The sequence below is a fragment of the Luteimonas padinae genome (genome assembly GCF_014652935.1).
In the GTDB taxonomy this organism is placed as follows: domain Bacteria; phylum Pseudomonadota; class Gammaproteobacteria; order Xanthomonadales; family Xanthomonadaceae; genus Luteimonas; species Luteimonas padinae.
In genome coordinates this window covers 202,334-219,570 of the sequence record NZ_BMZT01000002.1, presented here as the reverse complement: position 1 = coordinate 219,570, position 17,237 = coordinate 202,334, and the positions used below count along the sequence as shown (strand labels likewise).

11 protein-coding genes are annotated in these 17,237 nt (G+C 72.4%); 3 read left to right on the top strand and 8 right to left on the bottom strand.

The genetic code is table 11. The features are described 5' to 3' along the window. Nucleotides 1-680: 680 nt before the first annotated feature. From mtnA to smc, 6 genes are all read right to left on the bottom strand, one after another. Nucleotides 681-1,751: an S-methyl-5-thioribose-1-phosphate isomerase gene (gene mtnA, locus IE168_RS02840; RefSeq protein ID WP_189495016.1), complete on the bottom strand. Its 1,071-nt coding sequence runs from the start codon at nucleotides 1,749-1,751 to the stop codon at nucleotides 681-683. 43 nt (nucleotides 1,752-1,794) lie between these two features. After that, nucleotides 1,795-2,730, bottom strand: a complete 936-nt coding sequence (gene epmA, locus IE168_RS02835; RefSeq protein ID WP_229823067.1) for an EF-P lysine aminoacylase EpmA — start codon at nucleotides 2,728-2,730, stop codon at nucleotides 1,795-1,797. An 11-nt stretch (nucleotides 2,731-2,741) separates the two neighbouring features. Continuing rightward, nucleotides 2,742-3,215 carry a GNAT family N-acetyltransferase gene (locus IE168_RS02830; protein WP_229823037.1) on the bottom strand — a complete coding sequence of 158 codons (474 nt, stop codon included), beginning with the start codon at nucleotides 3,213-3,215 and terminating at the stop codon, nucleotides 2,742-2,744. Continuing rightward, nucleotides 3,212-5,605: an NAD-dependent DNA ligase LigA gene (gene ligA, locus IE168_RS02825; protein ID WP_189495013.1), complete on the bottom strand. Its 2,394-nt coding sequence runs from the start codon at nucleotides 5,603-5,605 to the stop codon at nucleotides 3,212-3,214. The genes IE168_RS02830 and ligA overlap by 4 nt, the downstream gene beginning before the upstream one ends. A gap of 150 nt (nucleotides 5,606-5,755) precedes the next feature. After that, nucleotides 5,756-6,511 carry a cell division protein ZipA gene (zipA, locus tag IE168_RS02820; RefSeq protein ID WP_189495011.1) on the bottom strand — a complete coding sequence of 252 codons (756 nt, stop codon included), beginning with the start codon at nucleotides 6,509-6,511 and terminating at the stop codon, nucleotides 5,756-5,758. 33 nt (nucleotides 6,512-6,544) lie between these two features. Then, entirely contained in the window at nucleotides 6,545-10,048 is a 3,504-nt protein-coding gene (smc, locus tag IE168_RS02815; RefSeq protein ID WP_189495009.1) for a chromosome segregation protein SMC, read from the bottom strand. Nucleotides 10,049-10,260: 212 nt separating this feature from the next. Here smc and IE168_RS02810 point away from each other — a divergent pair, with 212 nt between their 5' ends. Next, nucleotides 10,261-11,193, top strand: coding sequence for a DNA ligase (locus IE168_RS02810; protein ID WP_229823036.1), 933 nt, complete (start codon nucleotides 10,261-10,263; stop codon nucleotides 11,191-11,193). Here the strand turns inward: IE168_RS02810 and IE168_RS02805 are convergent. After that, nucleotides 11,190-12,308, bottom strand: a complete 1,119-nt coding sequence (locus IE168_RS02805) for an ABC transporter ATP-binding protein (RefSeq protein ID WP_189495007.1) — start codon at nucleotides 12,306-12,308, stop codon at nucleotides 11,190-11,192. The two genes, IE168_RS02810 and IE168_RS02805, sit on opposite strands and share 4 nt — an antisense overlap. A 116-nt stretch (nucleotides 12,309-12,424) precedes the next feature. On the opposite strand from IE168_RS02805, the gene IE168_RS02800 reads away from it, so the two are divergent. Then, complete coding sequence (locus IE168_RS02800) at nucleotides 12,425-13,804, top strand: GH1 family beta-glucosidase (RefSeq protein WP_189495005.1); 1,380 nt, start codon at nucleotides 12,425-12,427, stop codon at nucleotides 13,802-13,804. A 21-nt stretch (nucleotides 13,805-13,825) separates the two neighbouring features. Continuing rightward, nucleotides 13,826-14,575, top strand: coding sequence for a 6-phosphogluconolactonase (gene pgl, locus IE168_RS02795; RefSeq protein WP_189495003.1), 750 nt, complete (start codon nucleotides 13,826-13,828; stop codon nucleotides 14,573-14,575). Between the two features lie 88 nt (nucleotides 14,576-14,663). On the opposite strand, the gene IE168_RS02790 is transcribed toward pgl, so the two are convergent. After that, nucleotides 14,664-17,234, bottom strand: coding sequence for a phage tail family protein (locus IE168_RS02790; protein ID WP_189495001.1), 2,571 nt, complete (start codon nucleotides 17,232-17,234; stop codon nucleotides 14,664-14,666). Nucleotides 17,235-17,237: the final 3 nt, after the last annotated feature.

Sequence of the window (17,237 nt, the reverse complement as noted above, 5' to 3'; positions counted from 1 at the left end):
GTGACCCTTCAGAAATGTTCGGAAGACTGCCTCGAAACGCTGCGCGGAAGCCCCTCGCGCATGTCTCTGCAGAACCTTCGAAGTCTACCACAGCGGGCCTTCTTGTGCCCGCACGATCCGCAAGAAATCAATGACTTGCGGACGCATTGAAGACCACCGGCGAACGCAGGCCACGGCCTGCCGGGATCACTGTCGATTGCAGCTGGAAAGGCTGCGCTGACCGCGGTCGCGTGCCTGGGCCGGCGGGAGGGTGGTCGTGCTGCGGTGCGATGCCTGCTGCCGCTCATGTCCCCCCGGCTGCGGCCTGCGGCCACAGCCTCCTCCTTGACTTCCCGTCAGCAGGCATCGCACCGCAGTCCGGAACAGTGTCGGCGGTCGAGGGATGGTGGAAGCGTCGCACCCGGAGCCGCTGGAGAAGGGCAGAACGTTGACGCGCCTCGCGGCTCACGCAAGGGACGATGGCACAAGCCGCGCTCCTTCCGACGGCCCGCCGGGGCCTTGCACGCTTTGGCGCGTGGCCTGCTGACGGGAAGTCAAGGAGGAGATGCCGGCCCCTGTGGGGCCGGCATCGGGGGACATGAGCGGCAGCAGGCCATGCGTCGAAGCGACGCGATGCTCCCACGCGCCCTTTCCCTCAGTCGGGAGAAGAACCAAAAAACCGCTCCTCAAATGCAGCGCGATCAGCGCCCGAACAGCGCCTGCATCGAAGCAATGTCCGGACGCTCGACGATGCCCTTCTCGGTCACGATCGCGTCGACCAGCACGGCCGGGGTGACGTCGAACACCGGGTTCCAGGCCTGCACGCCGTCGGCCACGGTGCGGCTGCCGCCGGTGGCCAGCAGCTCGGCCGGGTCACGCTCCTCGATCTCGATGAGATCGCCGGACGCGGTGTCCATGTCGACCGTCGACGAGGGCGCCACGACCATGAACCTCACCCCGTGGTGGCGCGCGGCGATCGCCAGCTGGTAGGTGCCGATCTTGTTGGCGACGTCGCCGTTGGCGCAGATGCGGTCGGCGCCCACCACCACCCACTGCACGCCGCCGCCTTTCATCAGGTGCGAGGCCGCGGCGTCGGCGATCAGGGTGGCGTCGATGCCGTCTTCCTGCAGTTCCCAGACGGTGAGCCGCGCGCCCTGGTTCCAGGGCCGGGTCTCGCCCGCGAACACGCGCTCGATGCGACCCTGGGCGACGCCGGCGCGGATCACGCCCAGCGCGGTGCCGAAGCCGGCAGTGGCCAGCGATCCGGTGTTGCAGTGGGTGAGCACGCCGCTGCCGGCCTCGATCAGCGAAGCGCCGAGCACGCCCATGGCGTGGTTGGCGGCCAGGTCCTCGGTTTCGATCGCGCGCGCCTCGGCCTCCAGCGCGGCGCGCCAGTCGCTGCCCTCGTCCGCCTGCGCGCGGAACAGCGCGGCGCGCATGCGAGCCAGCGCCCAGGCCAGGTTCACCGCGGTCGGGCGCGCGGCGTTGAGCCGCTGCAGCGCCGGCTCCAGGCGCTCGGCGGCCTGCGCGGCGTCATCGGCCTCGATGTCGCGCGCGGCCAGCACCGTGCCCCAGGCGGCGGCGATGCCGATGGCAGGGGCGCCACGCACGGCCAGCGCGTGGACCGCGGCGGCGACGGCGTCGCTGTCGGTGCAGGTGACGTATTCGGTGGCGAACGGGAGCTTGCGCTGGTCGAGCAGTTCGAGCGCCTCGCCGGTCCAGCGGATCGGGCGGATGCGGTCGTAGCGGGCGTAGTCGATGGCGTCGGTCATGCCGGGATTCTAGGCAAGTGCGGGGTGGTGACCAATCCCGCACTCAGGCACGCCCGAAATCGTAGGCCAGCACGTCGGCGATCGCGCCGGTGCCGAGCATCGCCATCAGCAGCCGGTCGATGCCCAGCGCCACGCCGGAACAATCAGGCATGCCCGCAGCCAGCGCGTCCAGCAGCGCCTCGTCGATGGGCGGCTGGACGACGCCGCGGCCGGCACGCAGCGCGCGGTCGCGCTCGAAGCGCGCGCGCTGCTCGGCCGCGTCGGTCAGCTCGTGGTAGCCGTTGGCCAGCTCCAGCGGGCCCAGGTAAAGCTCGAAGCGCTCGGCCACGTCGATGTCGCCGCGGCGCGCCACCTTCGCCAGCGCACACTGCGTCGCCGGATAGTCGTGCATCGCCAGCAGCTGGCCGGCGGGGAGCGCCGGCTGGATGCGGTGGGTCATCAGCAGGTCGAGCCAGTCGTCGCGGGTCAGGCCTTCGGGGTCGATGTCCCCGGCAAAGGCGGCCTGCAGTTCGGCGATGGATGCGGTGTGCGGATCCAGGCCCAGCGCCTCGCGATAGACCTCGCGGAAGGAGGCCTTGCGCAGCGTCGCCTCGCGGCCCACCAGCGCCAGCGCCGCCTGCACCAGCGCCGCGGTTTCATCGATCAGCGGATCCAGCGTCCAGCCCACGCGGTACCACTCGAGCATGGTGAACTCGGGGTTGTGGCGGCCGCCGGCCTCGCCGTCGCGGAACACGCGCCCGAGTTCGTAGCAATCACCGATGCCTTCGGCGAGCAGGCGCTTGATCGGGAATTCGGCCGAGGTGCGCAGCCAGCGCGTGCGCGGCGCGCCGTCGGTCCGGCCGCCGAATTCAACGGTGAACGAGGCGATGTTGGGGTCGGTGTTGCCCGCGCGCGACATCACCGGGGTCTCGACCTCGAGCACGCCGCGGGCGTCGAAGAAATCGCGCACCAGGCGGTTGAGCCGCGCGCGCAGGCGCATGGCTTCGTGGCTCACGTGCTGTCTCCGGCAAAGGCGAGGCTGAGGATGTCGCGATCGTCGTCGCGGAAGCCGTGGCGCAGGTAGAGCGCCTTCGCGCGCGGGTTGTGGCGGTTCACCTCCAGCCGCGCGACCTCGGCGCCCTGCCCGCGCGCCCAGTCGCAGGCGGCCGCCAGCAGCGCGGCGCCCAGGCCGCGGCCGCGTGCCGCCGGCTCCAGGTACAGCTCGTCGACCAGCACGTGGCGGCCGCCCTGTTCGATGCTGAAGCACCAGCCGAGCACCAGGTAGCCGACGCGCTCGCCCTCGGCTTCGGCGAACAGCACGGCGCCAAGCGCGGCGTCGGCCAGCAGCTGCTCCAGTCCGCGCCGCACGCGCGGCTCGTCGAGCGGGATCCGATCCTCGACGTAGAAGCGGCGCAGCATGTCGAGCAGCTCCGGCAGCTCGCCGTGCCGCACCGGACGCAGCGCGAGCGCGGGCGCCGCGCTCACGACTGTTCTCCCAGGAAGGCCAGCAGCCGCGCCTCGTCCCAGACCTCGATGCCGAGTTCGGTGGCCTTCGCAAGCTTGGAACCGGCCTCGGCACCGGCGACCACGAAGCCGGTCTTCTTCGACACGCTGCCCGCGACCTTGGCACCGAGGGCCTCCAGCCTGGCTTTCGCCTCGTCTCGGCCCATGGATTCCAGCGTGCCGGTGATCACCACGGTCACGCCATCGAGCGGGCCTGTCGCAGTGTCGCCCTCGGGCATCGCCGCGAGCAGTTCGGCCTGCATCGCCGCCGCGGCCGCCAGCATGCGCGCGTTGGCGTCATCGGACAGCCACTCCGCCACCGCGGACGCGGTGTCGTCGGGCAGCCCGGCGATCACGAAGTTGTGGCGTTCCTGGTCAAGCAGGCCCGCGGCGTCGGGGAAGGCGTCGGCCAGCTGCTTCGCGCGCAGCGGCGTCAGCTTCGGGATGGCGAAGTCGGCCAGCAGCTGCGCCAGCGTCAACCCTTCGCGCAGCTTCGGCGACGGTGGATGCGCATCGGTGATGCGCACGCCCGCGGCCAGCAGGCCGTCGATCACCGCCTGGTTGCCCGGCTGGTCGAGGAAGTGGCCGAGCGCGCGCGCGACCTCGTCGCCGATGTCGGGCACGCGCTTGAACAGCGGCCAGGGCGCGCGGCGGATGCGGTCGAGGTCACCAAACCACGCGGCCAGGGCCTTGGCGGTGCTCTCGCCGACGTGTTCGATGCCGAGCGCGAACAGGAAGCGCTCGAGCGTGGTCTCGCGGCTGCGCGCGATCGCGGCCACCAGGTTCTCCGCCCACTTCGTCGCGATCCTGCCGGCCTTCACCGTCTCCGGCGTGGTGCCGTCGCGCTCGTCGGCGCGGCGCTTCATCTCGACGAAGTCGTCGACGCCCAGGCGGTAGAGATCGGCGACGCTCTCCACCTGGCCGAAGTCCACCAGCGCCTGGATCAGCCGCTCGCCCAGGCCCTCGATGTCCATCGCGCGCCGCGAGGCGAAGTGGAACAGGCCCTGCACGCGCTGCGCCGCGCACACCAGCTCGCCGCTGCAGCGCGCGACCACCTCGCCCTCCTCGCGCACGATCTCCGAGCCGCAGACCGGGCAGCGGTCCGGCATCCGCCACGGCGCGGTGCCCTCCGGCCGGCGCTCGGCGATCACGCGGACCACTTCCGGGATCACGTCGCCGGCGCGGCGCACGATGACGCTGTCGCCCACGCGCACGTCCAGGCGTGCGACCTGGTCGGCGTTGTGCAGGGTGGCGCGGGTGACGGTGACGCCGCCCACGTGCACCGGCTGCATCAGCACCCACGGGGTCACGGCGCCGGTGCGGCCGACGTTGACCTCGATCGACTCGACGATCGTGGCCTCTTCCTGCGCCGGGAACTTGTGCGCGATTGCCCAGCGCGGCGCGCGCGAGACGAAGCCGAGGTCGGCCTGCAGTTCGTGGCTGTCGAGCTTGTAGACCACGCCGTCGATGTCGTAGGGCAGCGCGTCGCGGGCGGCGCCGATGCGGCGGTAGTAGTCGAGCACGCCGTCGAGGCCCGAGGCGCATTCGACCAGCGGCGACACCGGCAGCCCGAGCGCGCGCAGCCAGGCCAGCACCTCGGAATGGGTGTCAGGCACGCGCGCCCCGGACACCTCGCCCAGCGAGTAGGCGAAGAAGGCCAGTGGGCGCTTGGCGGTGACCGCGGGATCGAGCTGGCGCAGCGAGCCGGCCGCGCCGTTGCGGGGATTGGCCAGCGGCTTCGCGCCGTGCGCCAGCGCCCAGTCGTTGTACGCCGCGAAGCCCGCGCGCGGCATGTAGACCTCGCCGCGGACCTCGATGACCGCGGGAACGCCCGGGCCGTCCGCACCACCGGCGGCATTGGCGCCGCCGCCCTCGCCCGTCACCCCTGCGCCGCGCAGCCGCAGCGGGATCGCCCGTACCGTGCGCAGGTTGGCGGTGACGTCCTCGCCGGTGGCGCCGTCACCGCGGGTGGCCCCGCGCACGAACAGGCCGTCCTCGTAGCGCAGGCTGATCGCCAGCCCGTCGAACTTCGGCTCCACCGAGAACACCGGCGCGTCCTCGCCGGTCTCGCGGACGATGCGGGCGACGAATTCCGCGACCTCGGCTTCGCTGAAGGCATTGCCCAGCGACAGCATCGGCACCGCGTGCCGGACCTCGGCGAACTTCGACGAAGGCTGGTTGCCGACGCGCTGCGTGGGCGAGTCCGGGGCCACCAGCTCCGGATGCGCGAGTTCCAGCGCTTCAAGCTCGCGCAGCAGCCGGTCGTACTCGGCGTCCGGGATCGCCGGCTCGTCGAGCACGTGGTAGCGGTGGTTGGCGTCGTCGATCAGGCGGCGCAGCTCGGCGGCGCGCTGGTGGGGGGACTGTGGCATGCCCACGATTGTCCCCCGCTTTTGTAGGAGCCGCTACAGCGGCGACCTGGGGTGACCTTTGGGGACGGCACCGCGGTTGTGGTCACAGCTGTAGCTGCTCCTACAGCTGCTCCTGCAGCGGCTCCTGGCTGGCCTTGGGCCTTTCCGGGGCTACCAGGTCGGGCTGCGGGTGATCTGGACCTCGTGCTCGCGGTCGTAGGTGCGCATCTCCTCGCGCAGGTGCGCGATGCGCTGGCGGCCGAGCGCGTTGCGCTGTTCGTCGAGCAGCACGCCGTCGAGCAGGTCGGCCATGCGCTCGGCGGTGGGCAGCATGGCGTCCCAGGCCTCGAGCGCCGGCACCGGCGCCGGCAGCGTCAGGAAGAACGCGATCGCCGGCGTCTCCATCGACTGGATACCGTCCATCTCGAAGCTGCCCGGCTTGCGGATGTTGGCCACGCTGAACACCGGACCGCGCTCGGGATGGCCGCTGACCAGGCGGTGGAAGACGTTGAGGTGGCCATAGGTCAGGCCGGCCTTCTCGGCGGCGACCACGATGTCCGGGCCGCGCAGCACGTTGCCGGCGCGCGCGGCGATGTACAGGGTCACGATCCTGTCGAACTCGTCGCTGACGCGCTGCCCGTACTGGCTGACGGTGGCGCCGGCGGTGCCGCCCACGGCGCCGTCGAGCAGCTCCATCTCGGCCTGCACCGCATCCTCGCCGGCGGCGTCCGCGCCCTCGCCCAGCTCGCGCTCGAGCTGCGCGCCCAGCGTGGGTTCCATGCGCTCCTCGCGCGGCGCCGGCGCGCCCTTCGCCGGCACGCGGCGGCCCTGCGGGCTGCGCGGGCGGGTGCCGAAATACCAGATGGCCACGAACAGCAGGACGCCGACGACCAGGATCCCGATCCGCAGCAGCCAGGTGTCAGTCATCGTGTGCTCCGTCTTGAAAAGGGTCGTCGAACGTCAGGCGGCGCCGGCCAGGCGCGCGGCTTCCGCGAGGTCCACCGACACCAGCCGGCTCACGCCGGGCTCGCGCATGGTAACGCCCGAAAGCTGCTTCGCGGCCTCCATCGTCGCCTTGTTGTGGGTGACGAACAGGAACTGCACCTTCTCGCTCATCTCGGTGACCATCGCGCTGAAGCGGCCGACGTTGGCCTCGTCCAGCGGCGCGTCGACCTCGTCGAGCAGGCAGAACGGCGCGGGATTGAGCTGGAAGATCGCGAACACCAGCGCCACCGCGGTCATCGCCTTCTCGCCGCCCGACAGCAGCGAGATGTTGGACACGCGCTTGCCCGGCGGGCGCGCCATGATCGCGACGCCGGTGTCGAGCAGGTCCTCGCCGGTGAGCTCCAGGTAGGCGTGGCCGCCGCCGAACAGGCGCGGGTAGATCTCCTGCACACCGGAGTTGACCCGGTCGAAGGTGTCCTTGAAGCGACCGCGGGTCTCGCGGTCGATCTTGCGGATCGCGTCTTCCAGCGTCTCCAGCGCCGCGTTGAGGTCGGCGTCCTGGCTGTCGAGGTACTCCTTGCGCTGCGCGGCCTCGGCGTGCTCCTGGATCGCGGCCAGGTTGACCGGCTCCAGGCGGCGCAGCTTCGCGTCGAAGTCGGCGACCATGCGACCCCAGGCACCGACCTCGGCCTCGTCGGACAGGCCAGCGACGACCTCGTCAAGCACGAAGCCGGCTTCGGTGACCGCAGCGGTGAGCTGCTCGGCGTGGATCGCCAGCGCCTGCTGGTCGAGGCGGCGCTGGGCGATGGCCTCACGCTGGGCGATCGCCTGTTCGTCGCGCTGGTGGCGGACCTGCTCGCGCTCGCGCAGCCCGGCGTCGATGCCGTCCAGTGTGCTGCGCGCCGCGGACAGCGCCTGCTCGGCCTGCACGCGCTGCGCGAGCGCGGCCTGGCGCTGCTGCTCGAGCTCGTCGACCGGGCTGTCGCCGGAGGCAAGCTGGGTGGTGATCTCGCCCAGCCGGGTATCGAGCTGGCCGCGCTGGCCGCCCATGCGCTGCAGGGCCTGGCGCAGGCCGTTGGCCTGGGTGCGCTGGGTTTCCAGCCGCAGCGCCAGCGCGTGCGCCTGTTCGCGCGACTCGCGCGCGGCGGTGCGGGCCTCGTCGCGCGCGATGGCATGGCGCGCGCGCTCGGCCTCGAGCCCGCGCCGCACCTCCTCGAGCTCGGCCATGCGCGTGACCGCGTCCTCCAGCCGGCCGCGCGCCTCGCGGGCCTGCTCGCCGCTGCCGGTGATGGCCTCGCCCAACTGCGACAGCTCGGCGTCGATGCGCTCGATGCGGTTGCGCGCCGCGTCCAGGCGGCCCTGCTGGCCCTGCAGGCGGCCGGCGAGCTCGGAGATGCCTCGATGCGCGTGGTACAGCTGGCGCTGCGCGTCCTCGCGCGCCTGCTCGGCGGCCAGCAGGCGCTCGCGGCCGCTGGCCAGCGCGTCCTCCAGCTCGCCTTCGCGGGCCTGCAGCTGTTCGATGCGCTCGCGCAGGCCCTGGATCTCGCGCTCGCGCAGCAGCGCGCCCTGGCGCGCGGCACCGGAGCGCAGCACCCGCAGCCAGCCGGCGCCGAGGCGCTCGCCGTCGCGGGTGATCACCGAATCGCCAGGCTCCAGCCGTGCCTGCAGCTCGCGCGCCTCGGCCAGCGAGTCGGCCACGTGCAGACGTGACAGCAGCCGGCGGATCGCCAGCGGGCCACGCACGCGCGACGCCAGCGAGGTCGGCGCGAATTCCGCATCGCCGCGCTCCGACGACACCAGCGCGATGCGGCCCTCGCCGAGATCGGCCAGCGCCTCGACCAGCGTCCCGGGGCTGTCGACCAGCACGCCCTCGATCATCTGCCCGAGCGCGCCCTCGACGGCGTTTTCCCAGCCGGCCTCGACCTCCAGCGCCTCGCCGACGCGGGTCGCCGAATCCAGCCCGTGCTGGCGCAGCCAGGCCATCGCCGCGCCCTGCTCCTGGCCCAGCGCCGCATGCTGCAGCGTCTCCAGCGAGGACAGGCGGCCGCGGGCCTCCTGCGCCTGCTTGCGGACCTCGGAAATCTCCTGCTGCGCGGCGCGCTGCTGGTCCTGCAGGTCCAGCGCGGCCTGCTTGCGGGCCTCCAGGCCTTCGTTGAGGCCCTCCAGCGCGATCTTCTGCGCCTCGTGTTCTTCCGCGACGCTCTCGAAGGCTTCGGCCAGCGCATCCAGGTCGAGGCCGGCGCGCTCGGCCGACAGCGCCTCGCGGCGGCGGTCGGACTCCAGCGACTGGCGGTCGAGGTAGTCGACGCGGGTGCGTTCGACGTCGGCGGCGCGCGCGGCCTCGCCGGCCGCGCGGCTGTGCGCGTCCCAGCGTTCCTGCCAGTCGGCCAGCGCGGCCTCGGCGTCGCGCAGCGCGTCCTGGCGGGTCTCGTCGCTTTCGCGCAGGGCCTCCAGCGCCGGTTCGGCCTCGGCGATCGACTCCTCGAGGATCGCCAGCCGTTCCTCGTCGCCGCTGATGTGCTGCGCCAGCTCGGCGATCGCGTCCTCGGCCTCCTCGCGGGCGCGCAGCAGGCGTTGCGACAGCTCGCGCTGGTGGGCGATCTGCTGCTCGATGCGCGCCAGCGTGCCGCCGACCTCGTAGCCGGCGGCCTGGGCGCGGCTGAGCGCGTCCATGGCCTCCTCGCGCTTGACGCGGCCCTCTTCAAGCTCGCGCTCGGCCTCGCGCTGTTCGGCGACCAGCTGCTGCAGGCGGGTCTCGTCCTGCGCCAGCTTCGCGCGCATGCCCGACAGCTTCGCGTCCAGCGCGCGGAACTCCAGCGCCTTCCACTCGGCGTCGCGGATGCGGCGCTCGGCCTGGATCGCGGTGTACTGCTCGGCCTGCCGCGCCTGGCGTGCGAGGTGGGTCAGCTGCTTGCCGACCTCTTCGCGCAGGTCGTTGAGGCGGTCGAGGTTCTCGCGGGTGTGGCGGATGCGGGTCTCGGTTTCCTTGCGGCGCTCCTTGTACTTGGAGATGCCGGCGGCCTCCTCCAGGTACACGCGCAGCTCTTCCGGTCGCGCCTCGATGATCTGGCTGATCATCCCCTGCTCGATGATCGAGTAGCTGCGCGGGCCCAGGCCGGTGCCCAGGAACAGGTCGGTGATGTCGCGGCGGCGGCACTTGGCGCCGTTGAGGTAGTAGCTGCTCTGGCCGTCGCGCGACACCAGGCGCTTGACCGAGATCTCGTTGAAGGCCGCGAACTCGCCGCTGATGGTGTGGTCGCTGTTGTCGAAGATCAGCTCGACGGTGGCCTGCGACACCGGCTTGCGCGCGGTGGATCCGGAGAAGATCACGTCGGTCAGCGAATCGCCACGCAGGCGGCTGGCCGAACTCTCGCCCATCACCCAGCGCACCGCGTCGATGATGTTCGACTTGCCGCAGCCGTTGGGCCCCACCACGCCGGTCATGTTGGTCGGCAGGTGCAGCGTGGTCGGGTCGACGAAGGACTTGAAACCGGACAGCTTGATCGTGGACAGGCGCATGCGGCGGTCGGTGGCCTCGGCGGCACACGGGCAGGCCGTGGCGCGGTCGGTGACGGGAAATGGCGTGAATGCGGCCCGGGGGCCGGGATCGCCGCAGTATAGCGGCAGGGGACCGGGCCGGCCGCGCCCTGCCCGCGCACGCGGCAAGTCCCGATCCGGACACGGCCGGAGCGCCGATGCCACCGGGCCGGGCGCCGACGGAGCATGGCCGCATGCACGCTCCCGACCTTCCCGGACCCTCTCGCCCCGCCCCGCCCCCGGCCGGGCCGCGCATCGCTGTTCTCGCCCTGGCGCTGGCCATCGCGGCGGGGGCGGCGCCTGCGTCCGCCGGCGCCAACCGCCCCCACGGTGGCCCGATGCTCGCCGCCACCCTGCCCATCGGCGACGTCGCCGCCACGCCCCGACCCATCGCGGAGTACTGGGTCAGCGAGAAGCTCGACGGCGTCCGCGGACGCTGGGACGGCCGCCGGCTCTGGACCCGCGGCGGCCTCCCGGTGGACGCCCCGGCCTGGTTCACCGCCGGCTGGCCGGACACCGCCATGGACGGCGAACTCTGGCTGGGCCGCGGCCGCTTCGAGGAGGCGAGCAGCCTGGTGCGCAACCCGCCCGCCGACGACGCGGCGTGGCGCGGGATGCGGTTCATCGTGTTCGACCTGCCCGGCCACGGCGGCAGCTTCGGCGAGCGGGTCGCGGCGATGCGGCGGCTGGCGGGTCCCGGTGTGCCGCACTGGCTGCGCCCGGTCGCGCAGTCGCGGGTGGCCGACCGCCGGCAGCTCGACGCGCGCCTGGCCGCGGTGCTGGCGGCCGGCGGCGAAGGCCTGATGCTGCACCACGACGCCGCGCGCTATCTCGCCGGCCGCACGCCCGGCCTGCTCAAGCTCAAGCCGCACGACGACGCCGAGGCGCGCGTCATCGCCCACCTGCCGGGGCGCGGCAAGTACGCCGGCCTGGTGGGCGCACTCCTGGTCGAGCGTGACGACGGCGCCCGCTTCCGCCTCGGCAGCGGCCTGAGCGACGCCGAGCGCGCCGCGCCGCCCGGCATCGGCAGCCTCGTCACCTACCGCTACAGCGGACTGACGGTGAACGGGCTGCCGCGCTTTCCCCGCTACCTGCGGCTGCGGGAGCCGGCCCCGGCGCCCGATTAGGCCTGCAAGCGCCCGCCATCGCCGGGATCGAAGAGATGCAGCTGGCCGGTGGCGACGCGTAGCGGCAGCGTTTCACCGGCGCGCGGCAGCTCGCCCGGCGGCAGGCGCGCCACCAGCGCATGCTCCCCGAGGCGCAGGTTGACGAAGACCTCGCTGCCCACGGGTTCGACCACCTCGACCTGCGCATCGAAGGCGTCCACACGGTCCCTGCCCTGGCCAGCTGCCGTGTCCGCTGCGGCGTCCGCGCGCAGCAGGTGCTCCGGCCGCAGCCCGAGCGCCAGCTCGCGCCCGTCCCACGACTCCGGAACCCGCAGCCCCGGCAGCGGCAGGCGCAGCCCGCCCTCGCCCACCAGCGCCGGCCCATCGGTCAGCGCCAGCCGCCCGCGCAGCACGTTCATCGCCGGGCTGCCGAGGAAGGTGGCCACGAACAGGTTGGCCGGACGCTCGTACAGCGCCATCGGCGTATCGATCTGCTGGATGCGGCCGCCGTCGAGCACCACGATGCGCTGGCCCAGCGTCATCGCCTCCACCTGGTCGTGGGTGACGTAGACCATGGTGGTGCCGAGGCTGCGGTGCAGGCGCGCGATCTCCACGCGCATGGCCGCGCGCAGGCGGGCGTCGAGGTTGGACAGCGGCTCGTCCAGCAGGAACACCTGCGGCTGGCGCACCAGCGCGCGGCCGAGCGCGACGCGCTGGCGCTGGCCGCCCGACAGCGCCGCGGGCTTGCGCTGCAGCATGTCTTCCAGCCCCAGCGTCTTCGCCGCCCCGTCCACGCGCGCGGCGATCGCGGCCTTGTCCATGCCGCGCAGCTTCAGGCCGAAGGCCAGGTTCCCGGCCACGGTCATGTGCGGATACAGCGCGTAGTTCTGGAACACCATGGCGATGTCGCGGTCGCGGGGCGCCACGTCGTTGACCACCCGCCCCCCGATCGACAGCGTGCCGCCATCGACCGTTTCCAGGCCCGCGATCATCCGCAGCAGGGTCGACTTGCCGCAGCCCGACGGCCCGACCAGCACCAGCAGCTCGCCATCGCCGGCTTCGAAACTGGCGTCGTGCACGGCGACGAAGCCGTCGGGATACACCTTGCGGACGTGTTCGAGCCGGACCTGCGCCATCGCCACTCCCGGGGTTGTCCCCGTCATGCGGCGGCGGGGTTGCTGCGCTATTCTCGCAATGTAACCGTTTTCAACACCTCGCCGCGCGGTGCCGCGCACAGCCCCCGGAGCACACCATGTCCGACGCCCCCGCCCAAGGCCGGGACTTCCGCTTTCCCGACGGCTTCCTCTGGGGCGCCGCGACCGCCGCCCACCAGATCGAGGGCTCGCCGCTGGCCGACGGCGCCGGCCCCAGCATCTGGACGCGCTTCGCGCACACCCCGGGCATGACCCTCAACGGCGACACCGGCGACGTCGCCTGCGACCACTACCGCCGCTGGAAGCAGGACGTGGCGCTGATGCGCGAGCTCGGGCTCAAGGCCTACCGCTTCAGCGTTTCCTGGTCGCGCATCCATCCCGAGGGCACCGGGCGCGTCAACCAGGCCGGCCTGGACTTCTACTCGCGGCTGGTCGACGAGCTGCTCGAAAATGGCATCGAGCCGCTGCTGACGCTGTTCCACTGGGACCTGCCGGCGGCGCTCGACGACCGCGGCGGCTGGCTCAACCGCGACTGCGCCGACTGGTTCGCCGACTACGGCACCACGCTCTACCGCGCGCTCGACGGCCGGGTGAAGAAGTGGGCGACCATCAACGAGCCCTGGGTGGTGACCGACGGCGGCTACCTGCATGGCGCGCTCGCGCCCGGGCACCGCAGCCGCTACGAGGCGCCGATCGCCGCGCACAACCTGATGCGCGCCCACGGCGCCGCGGCGCAGGCCTACCGCGCCGAAGGCCGGCACGAGATGGGGCTGGTGGTGAACATCGAGCCGAAATATCCGGCCGGTGACTCCCCGGAAGACGCCGCTGCAGTGCGCCGCGCGCACGCCTACATGAACGAGCAGTTCCTGCACCCCGCCCTGCTCGGCCGCTACCCGGACGAGCTGAAGGACATCTTCGGCGATGCCTGGCCGGAGTGGCCGGCCGAGGACTTCGCGCTGATCCGCCAGCCGCTCGACTTCGTCGGCATCAACTACTACACCCGCAGCGTCACCGCCGCCGGCGACAGCTATCCGCAGAGGACCGCCGTCGTGCGCCAGCCGCTGGGCACCTATACCGAGACCGGCTGGGAAGTGTTCCCGCAGGGCCTGACCGACCTGCTGCTGTGGTTCAAGGACACCTATGGCGACCTGCCCGTCTACATCACCGAGAACGGCGCCGCCTTCTTCGATCCACCGGTCGCCGAAGGCGGCCGCGTGCGCGACCCGCTGCGCACCGACTACCTGCGCAAGCACCTGTCGGCGATCCACGATGCGATCGCCGCCGGCGTCGACGTCCGTGGCTACATGGCCTGGTCGCTGCTGGACAACCTGGAATGGTCGCTGGGGTACTCCAAGCGGTTTGGTATCGTGCACGTGAACTATGGCACCCAGGAGCGCACGCCGAAGGACAGCGCGCGCTGGTATTCCAAGGTCATCGCCAGCAACGGACGCACGCTCTCCGACCCTCTGCCCTACTGACCCGAGGACGACGGCGCCGGCATGCACGACAGCCACCCGCACACCGGAACGCACGGCGGCACCCGGCTCCGCGAAGACGTCGAGTTCCAGTCGTTCCAGGACAGCACGCAGTGGGCCTGGGCGGCGGCCGTCGTTCTCTCTGCAGCGCTGCGCCGTGCGCTCGAAGGCGACTCACGCGCGCGCCTGCTGCTGTCGGGCGGGCGCACGCCGGGACCGGCCTACGCCGCGCTCGCCCGCGCGCCGTTGGCCTGGGACCGGGTCGACGTGGCCCTGGTCGACGAACGCTGGCTGCTGCCCGACGATCCCGACAGCAACGCCCGCATGGTGCGCCAGAGCCTGCTGTCGGAGCGCGCCGCGGCGACGCGCTTCGAGGCCATCACCCGCGCCGGCCGGAGCTTCGAGGAAGCGGTGACCATCGCCAACATGCACGCGGCCAGGCCGGCGAGCGTGGTGGTGCTGGGCATGGGCGAGGACGGGCACGTGGCGTCGCTGTTCCCCGGCATGATCGGGCTGGCGGATGCCCTCGCCTCGCCGCGCCCCTACGTCGCGGTCGATGCCTCCGGCTGCCCGGGCGCCGGCGCCTGGACCCGCCGGGTCAGCCTGACGCCCGCCGGACTCGCGCCCGCGGAGACGCGGCTGCTGCTCATCCGCGGCGCGCGCAAGCGCGAGCTGCTCGACCGCGTCATGGCCGGCGACGACCCGATGGAGTTCCCGGTGCGCATCGCCTTCACCACGCCGGGCGCACCGCTCAGGATCCTCTGGTGCCCGTGAGCCCGAAGCCGATCCGGTAGCCGCTGCATCACGGGCACGGGCGGAGCGATCCAGCATACGCCGGACCCCCGGCCGCAGCGGGAACCGCTCAACGCAGCTCGTCGGGATGCACGCCGTACATGATGCCCAGCTCGAGCACCGCGTCGGATCGGTTGTCGGCGTACAGCAGCTCGAGCACGCGCAGCCGGTACTCGTGGCTGTCGTTCGCCTCCAGCAGCGCCTCCGCCTTGCCGTGGATCTCCGACAGCGTGCCCTCGCGGATGCCGGCGTAGTCGCCCTCCGCCTGCTCGGCGTCGCTCTTGGGCGTGCCGTCGGGCCGGGTGTCGGACACCTCGAGGTCGCGGCCATAGCCGTGCGCCGCCGGGAACTCCGACTCCAGGAAATCGCGCACCAGCGGGCCGTAGTCCACGCCGGCCATGGGCTTCTCGCCGAACTCCTTCATCAGTTCCAGCATGGCGTCGGGATGGTCGTCGCGCAGCTTCGCGAACAGTTCCACCGCCTGCTCGCCGCGGAGGCCGTAGGCATCGGCGACCTCCTTGAAGATGTACGGCGCATACGCGAGCCCCGGGTCGTCGGCCAGCATCTGCTGCCACTGCGTGCCGCTCACGCCGAGCTCCGCGGCGACGTTGTTCTGGGCTTCGCCGCTGCCGAGCATCAGCTCGACGGTGTCGGCGTCCATGCCGGTGGACTCGAGATAGGAGCGGAGTTCTTCGCGGGTCTGGTGCTTGTCGATGGAGTCGCCGATGAAGCCGCCGATGGCCGAGATCACCGCGCCGATGCCGCTGACGATCGCACCCGCCGCAGTGCCGGCGCCCGGCACCAGGGCCACGGCGCTGCCGAGCACGCCGAAGACGTCGCCCACCGCCGCGAGCGCATAGCCCACGTTGCCGTCCTCGGCCGCCTTCTGCACGTTGATCGCCGCCGAGGTCGCGCTGGCGAGCACGCCCAGGCCCGGCGCCAGGCGCGAGGCGAAGGTGGCGAAGCGGATCGCATCGTCGCCATGCTGCGCCAGCCGGCCGGCGTCGGCGAGGTGCCTGGTGGCGCCGGCGAGCAGGTTCAGGCCGCTTTCGCCGACGGACGCGAAGCCCTGCACGGCCTCAAGGTAATCGCCGGACTGGCCGCTCTGGCCGGCCTTGACGGCGCCCAGCACCACGCCCACGCCGGACATCGCGCGCGAGAACGGCGAGGAGTCGGCGAAGCCGTCGCCCAGCTTCTTCAGGACGTCGAAGTCGCCCGCGGCGACCGCGTCCATCATCTCCATGCCTTCCCTGAAGCTGCCGATGCCGCCCTTGACGCCGTCGAACAGGCCCTTGACGTCCTTGAACGGCTGGTAGGCCTCCTTCAGGTCGGCGATGGCGGCCTGCAGGTCGCCGTCGTGGCGGGCCACGATCTCGACCGCGGCGGCGCTGGAGATGCGCTCGAACAGCTCGCCCTGCAGGGTGTCGGCGTGGGCGGCGAAGGCCTCGCCCAGGGCCGAGTCGGGCACGCCCTGGATCTCGCCCAGCAGGTCGAGCGCGAGCTCGCCATGTCCGGAGTCGGCCAGCCGGCCCAGGGTGTCGACCACCTGGCTGGCGATCGCGGGATCGCGCACCGCGGCTTCAAGCAGCGCGTCGCGGTTCTCCGTGACGTGGTCGGCCAGCGCCTGGCCGGCCTCGGCCTCGGCGGCGTAGATGGCCGCGTGGTCGTCGGCGGTGCGGAACGCCTCGATGAACTTCGCCTGCTGTTCATCGGTGAGCGGGCCGGCGCGCAGGAGGAAGGTGTTGAGCTCCTCGTCGAGCTTGTCGGCCTCCGACTTCGCCTCGTCATGCGTGTCCTGCAGCGACTGCAGCGCCTCCGCGGCGGTGCGCGTCGCGTCGGTGCGCCCGACGTTCCCGACTCCCAGCCGCCCTGCGACGTCGGCCCAGCCGGCCAGCCCCTCGTCGGCGGCGCGATGCCGGATCTGGCCCTCGCTGAGCACGCCGCGCTCGACGGCGACGCCGACGGCGACCGACAGGCCATCGCGCGCCCGGTCGGCGTCGGCGCCGGCCAGGGTGTACTGGCCGTCGGGGCCGCGCGAGTACAGCGACGCGTTCACGCCCATCGCGCTGTCGAGCACGCCGGCCTCGTCGGCCAGGCGGACGAGTTCGCCCAGGTAGGCGGGCTCGGTGCCATGGTCGGCCGCCAGCGTGCCGAGCAAGTAAGGCGCCGGCAGGCCGCCGTTGCCGATGCCCTTGGATTCGAAGTCCTGCTGCGCGCGCTGGATCTGCGAAGCCTCGACCTGGTTGCGGCCCGGAAGGTCGGGATCCTGGGGAAGCCCGGGCCCGGCCTCGCCGCCGGTCAGCTCGCGGTACTCGCCGCGGACAGCGGCGGAACCACGCAGCTCCACCGCGTCGCCGACCGCCTGCGCGCCGAAGGCGTCATGCATCTTCGTCAGGTTCTGCGCGTCGAGCCTGCTGGCGAGTCCGTTCAGGAGATCCTGCCGCTGGCCGGCCGGGAGGGCCTCGACGTCCGTGCGGAACTGCTCACGGGCCTGGGCGTCCATGGCCTCGACCGTCCGGTTGGCCTCGTCCGCGCTCGCCTCCGGCAGCGTCTCGACCGGGGGCGGCGGCGGCGGCGGGGGCGGCGGCGCCGGCCGCTGGTGGGGCAAGGGACCGTGGGGGCTGTTCGGATTGACGGACATGGG

Coding starts and splice junctions, on each gene's coding strand:
- mtnA (WP_189495016.1), bottom strand. CDS start 1,751: ATGACCGACGCCATCGACTACGCCCGCTACGACCGCATCCGCCCGATC.
- epmA (WP_229823067.1), bottom strand. CDS start 2,730: ATGCGCCTGCGCGCGCGGCTCAACCGCCTGGTGCGCGATTTCTTCGAC.
- ligA (WP_189495013.1), bottom strand. CDS start 5,605: ATGCCACAGTCCCCCCACCAGCGCGCCGCCGAGCTGCGCCGCCTGATC.
- zipA (WP_189495011.1), bottom strand. CDS start 6,511: ATGACTGACACCTGGCTGCTGCGGATCGGGATCCTGGTCGTCGGCGTC.
- smc (WP_189495009.1), bottom strand. CDS start 10,048: ATGCGCCTGTCCACGATCAAGCTGTCCGGTTTCAAGTCCTTCGTCGAC.
- IE168_RS02810 (WP_229823036.1), top strand. CDS start 10,261: ATGCACGCTCCCGACCTTCCCGGACCCTCTCGCCCCGCCCCGCCCCCG.
- IE168_RS02805 (WP_189495007.1), bottom strand. CDS start 12,308: ATGGCGCAGGTCCGGCTCGAACACGTCCGCAAGGTGTATCCCGACGGC.
- IE168_RS02800 (WP_189495005.1), top strand. CDS start 12,425: ATGTCCGACGCCCCCGCCCAAGGCCGGGACTTCCGCTTTCCCGACGGC.
- pgl (WP_189495003.1), top strand. CDS start 13,826: ATGCACGACAGCCACCCGCACACCGGAACGCACGGCGGCACCCGGCTC.
- IE168_RS02790 (WP_189495001.1), bottom strand. CDS start 17,234: ATGTCCGTCAATCCGAACAGCCCCCACGGTCCCTTGCCCCACCAGCGG.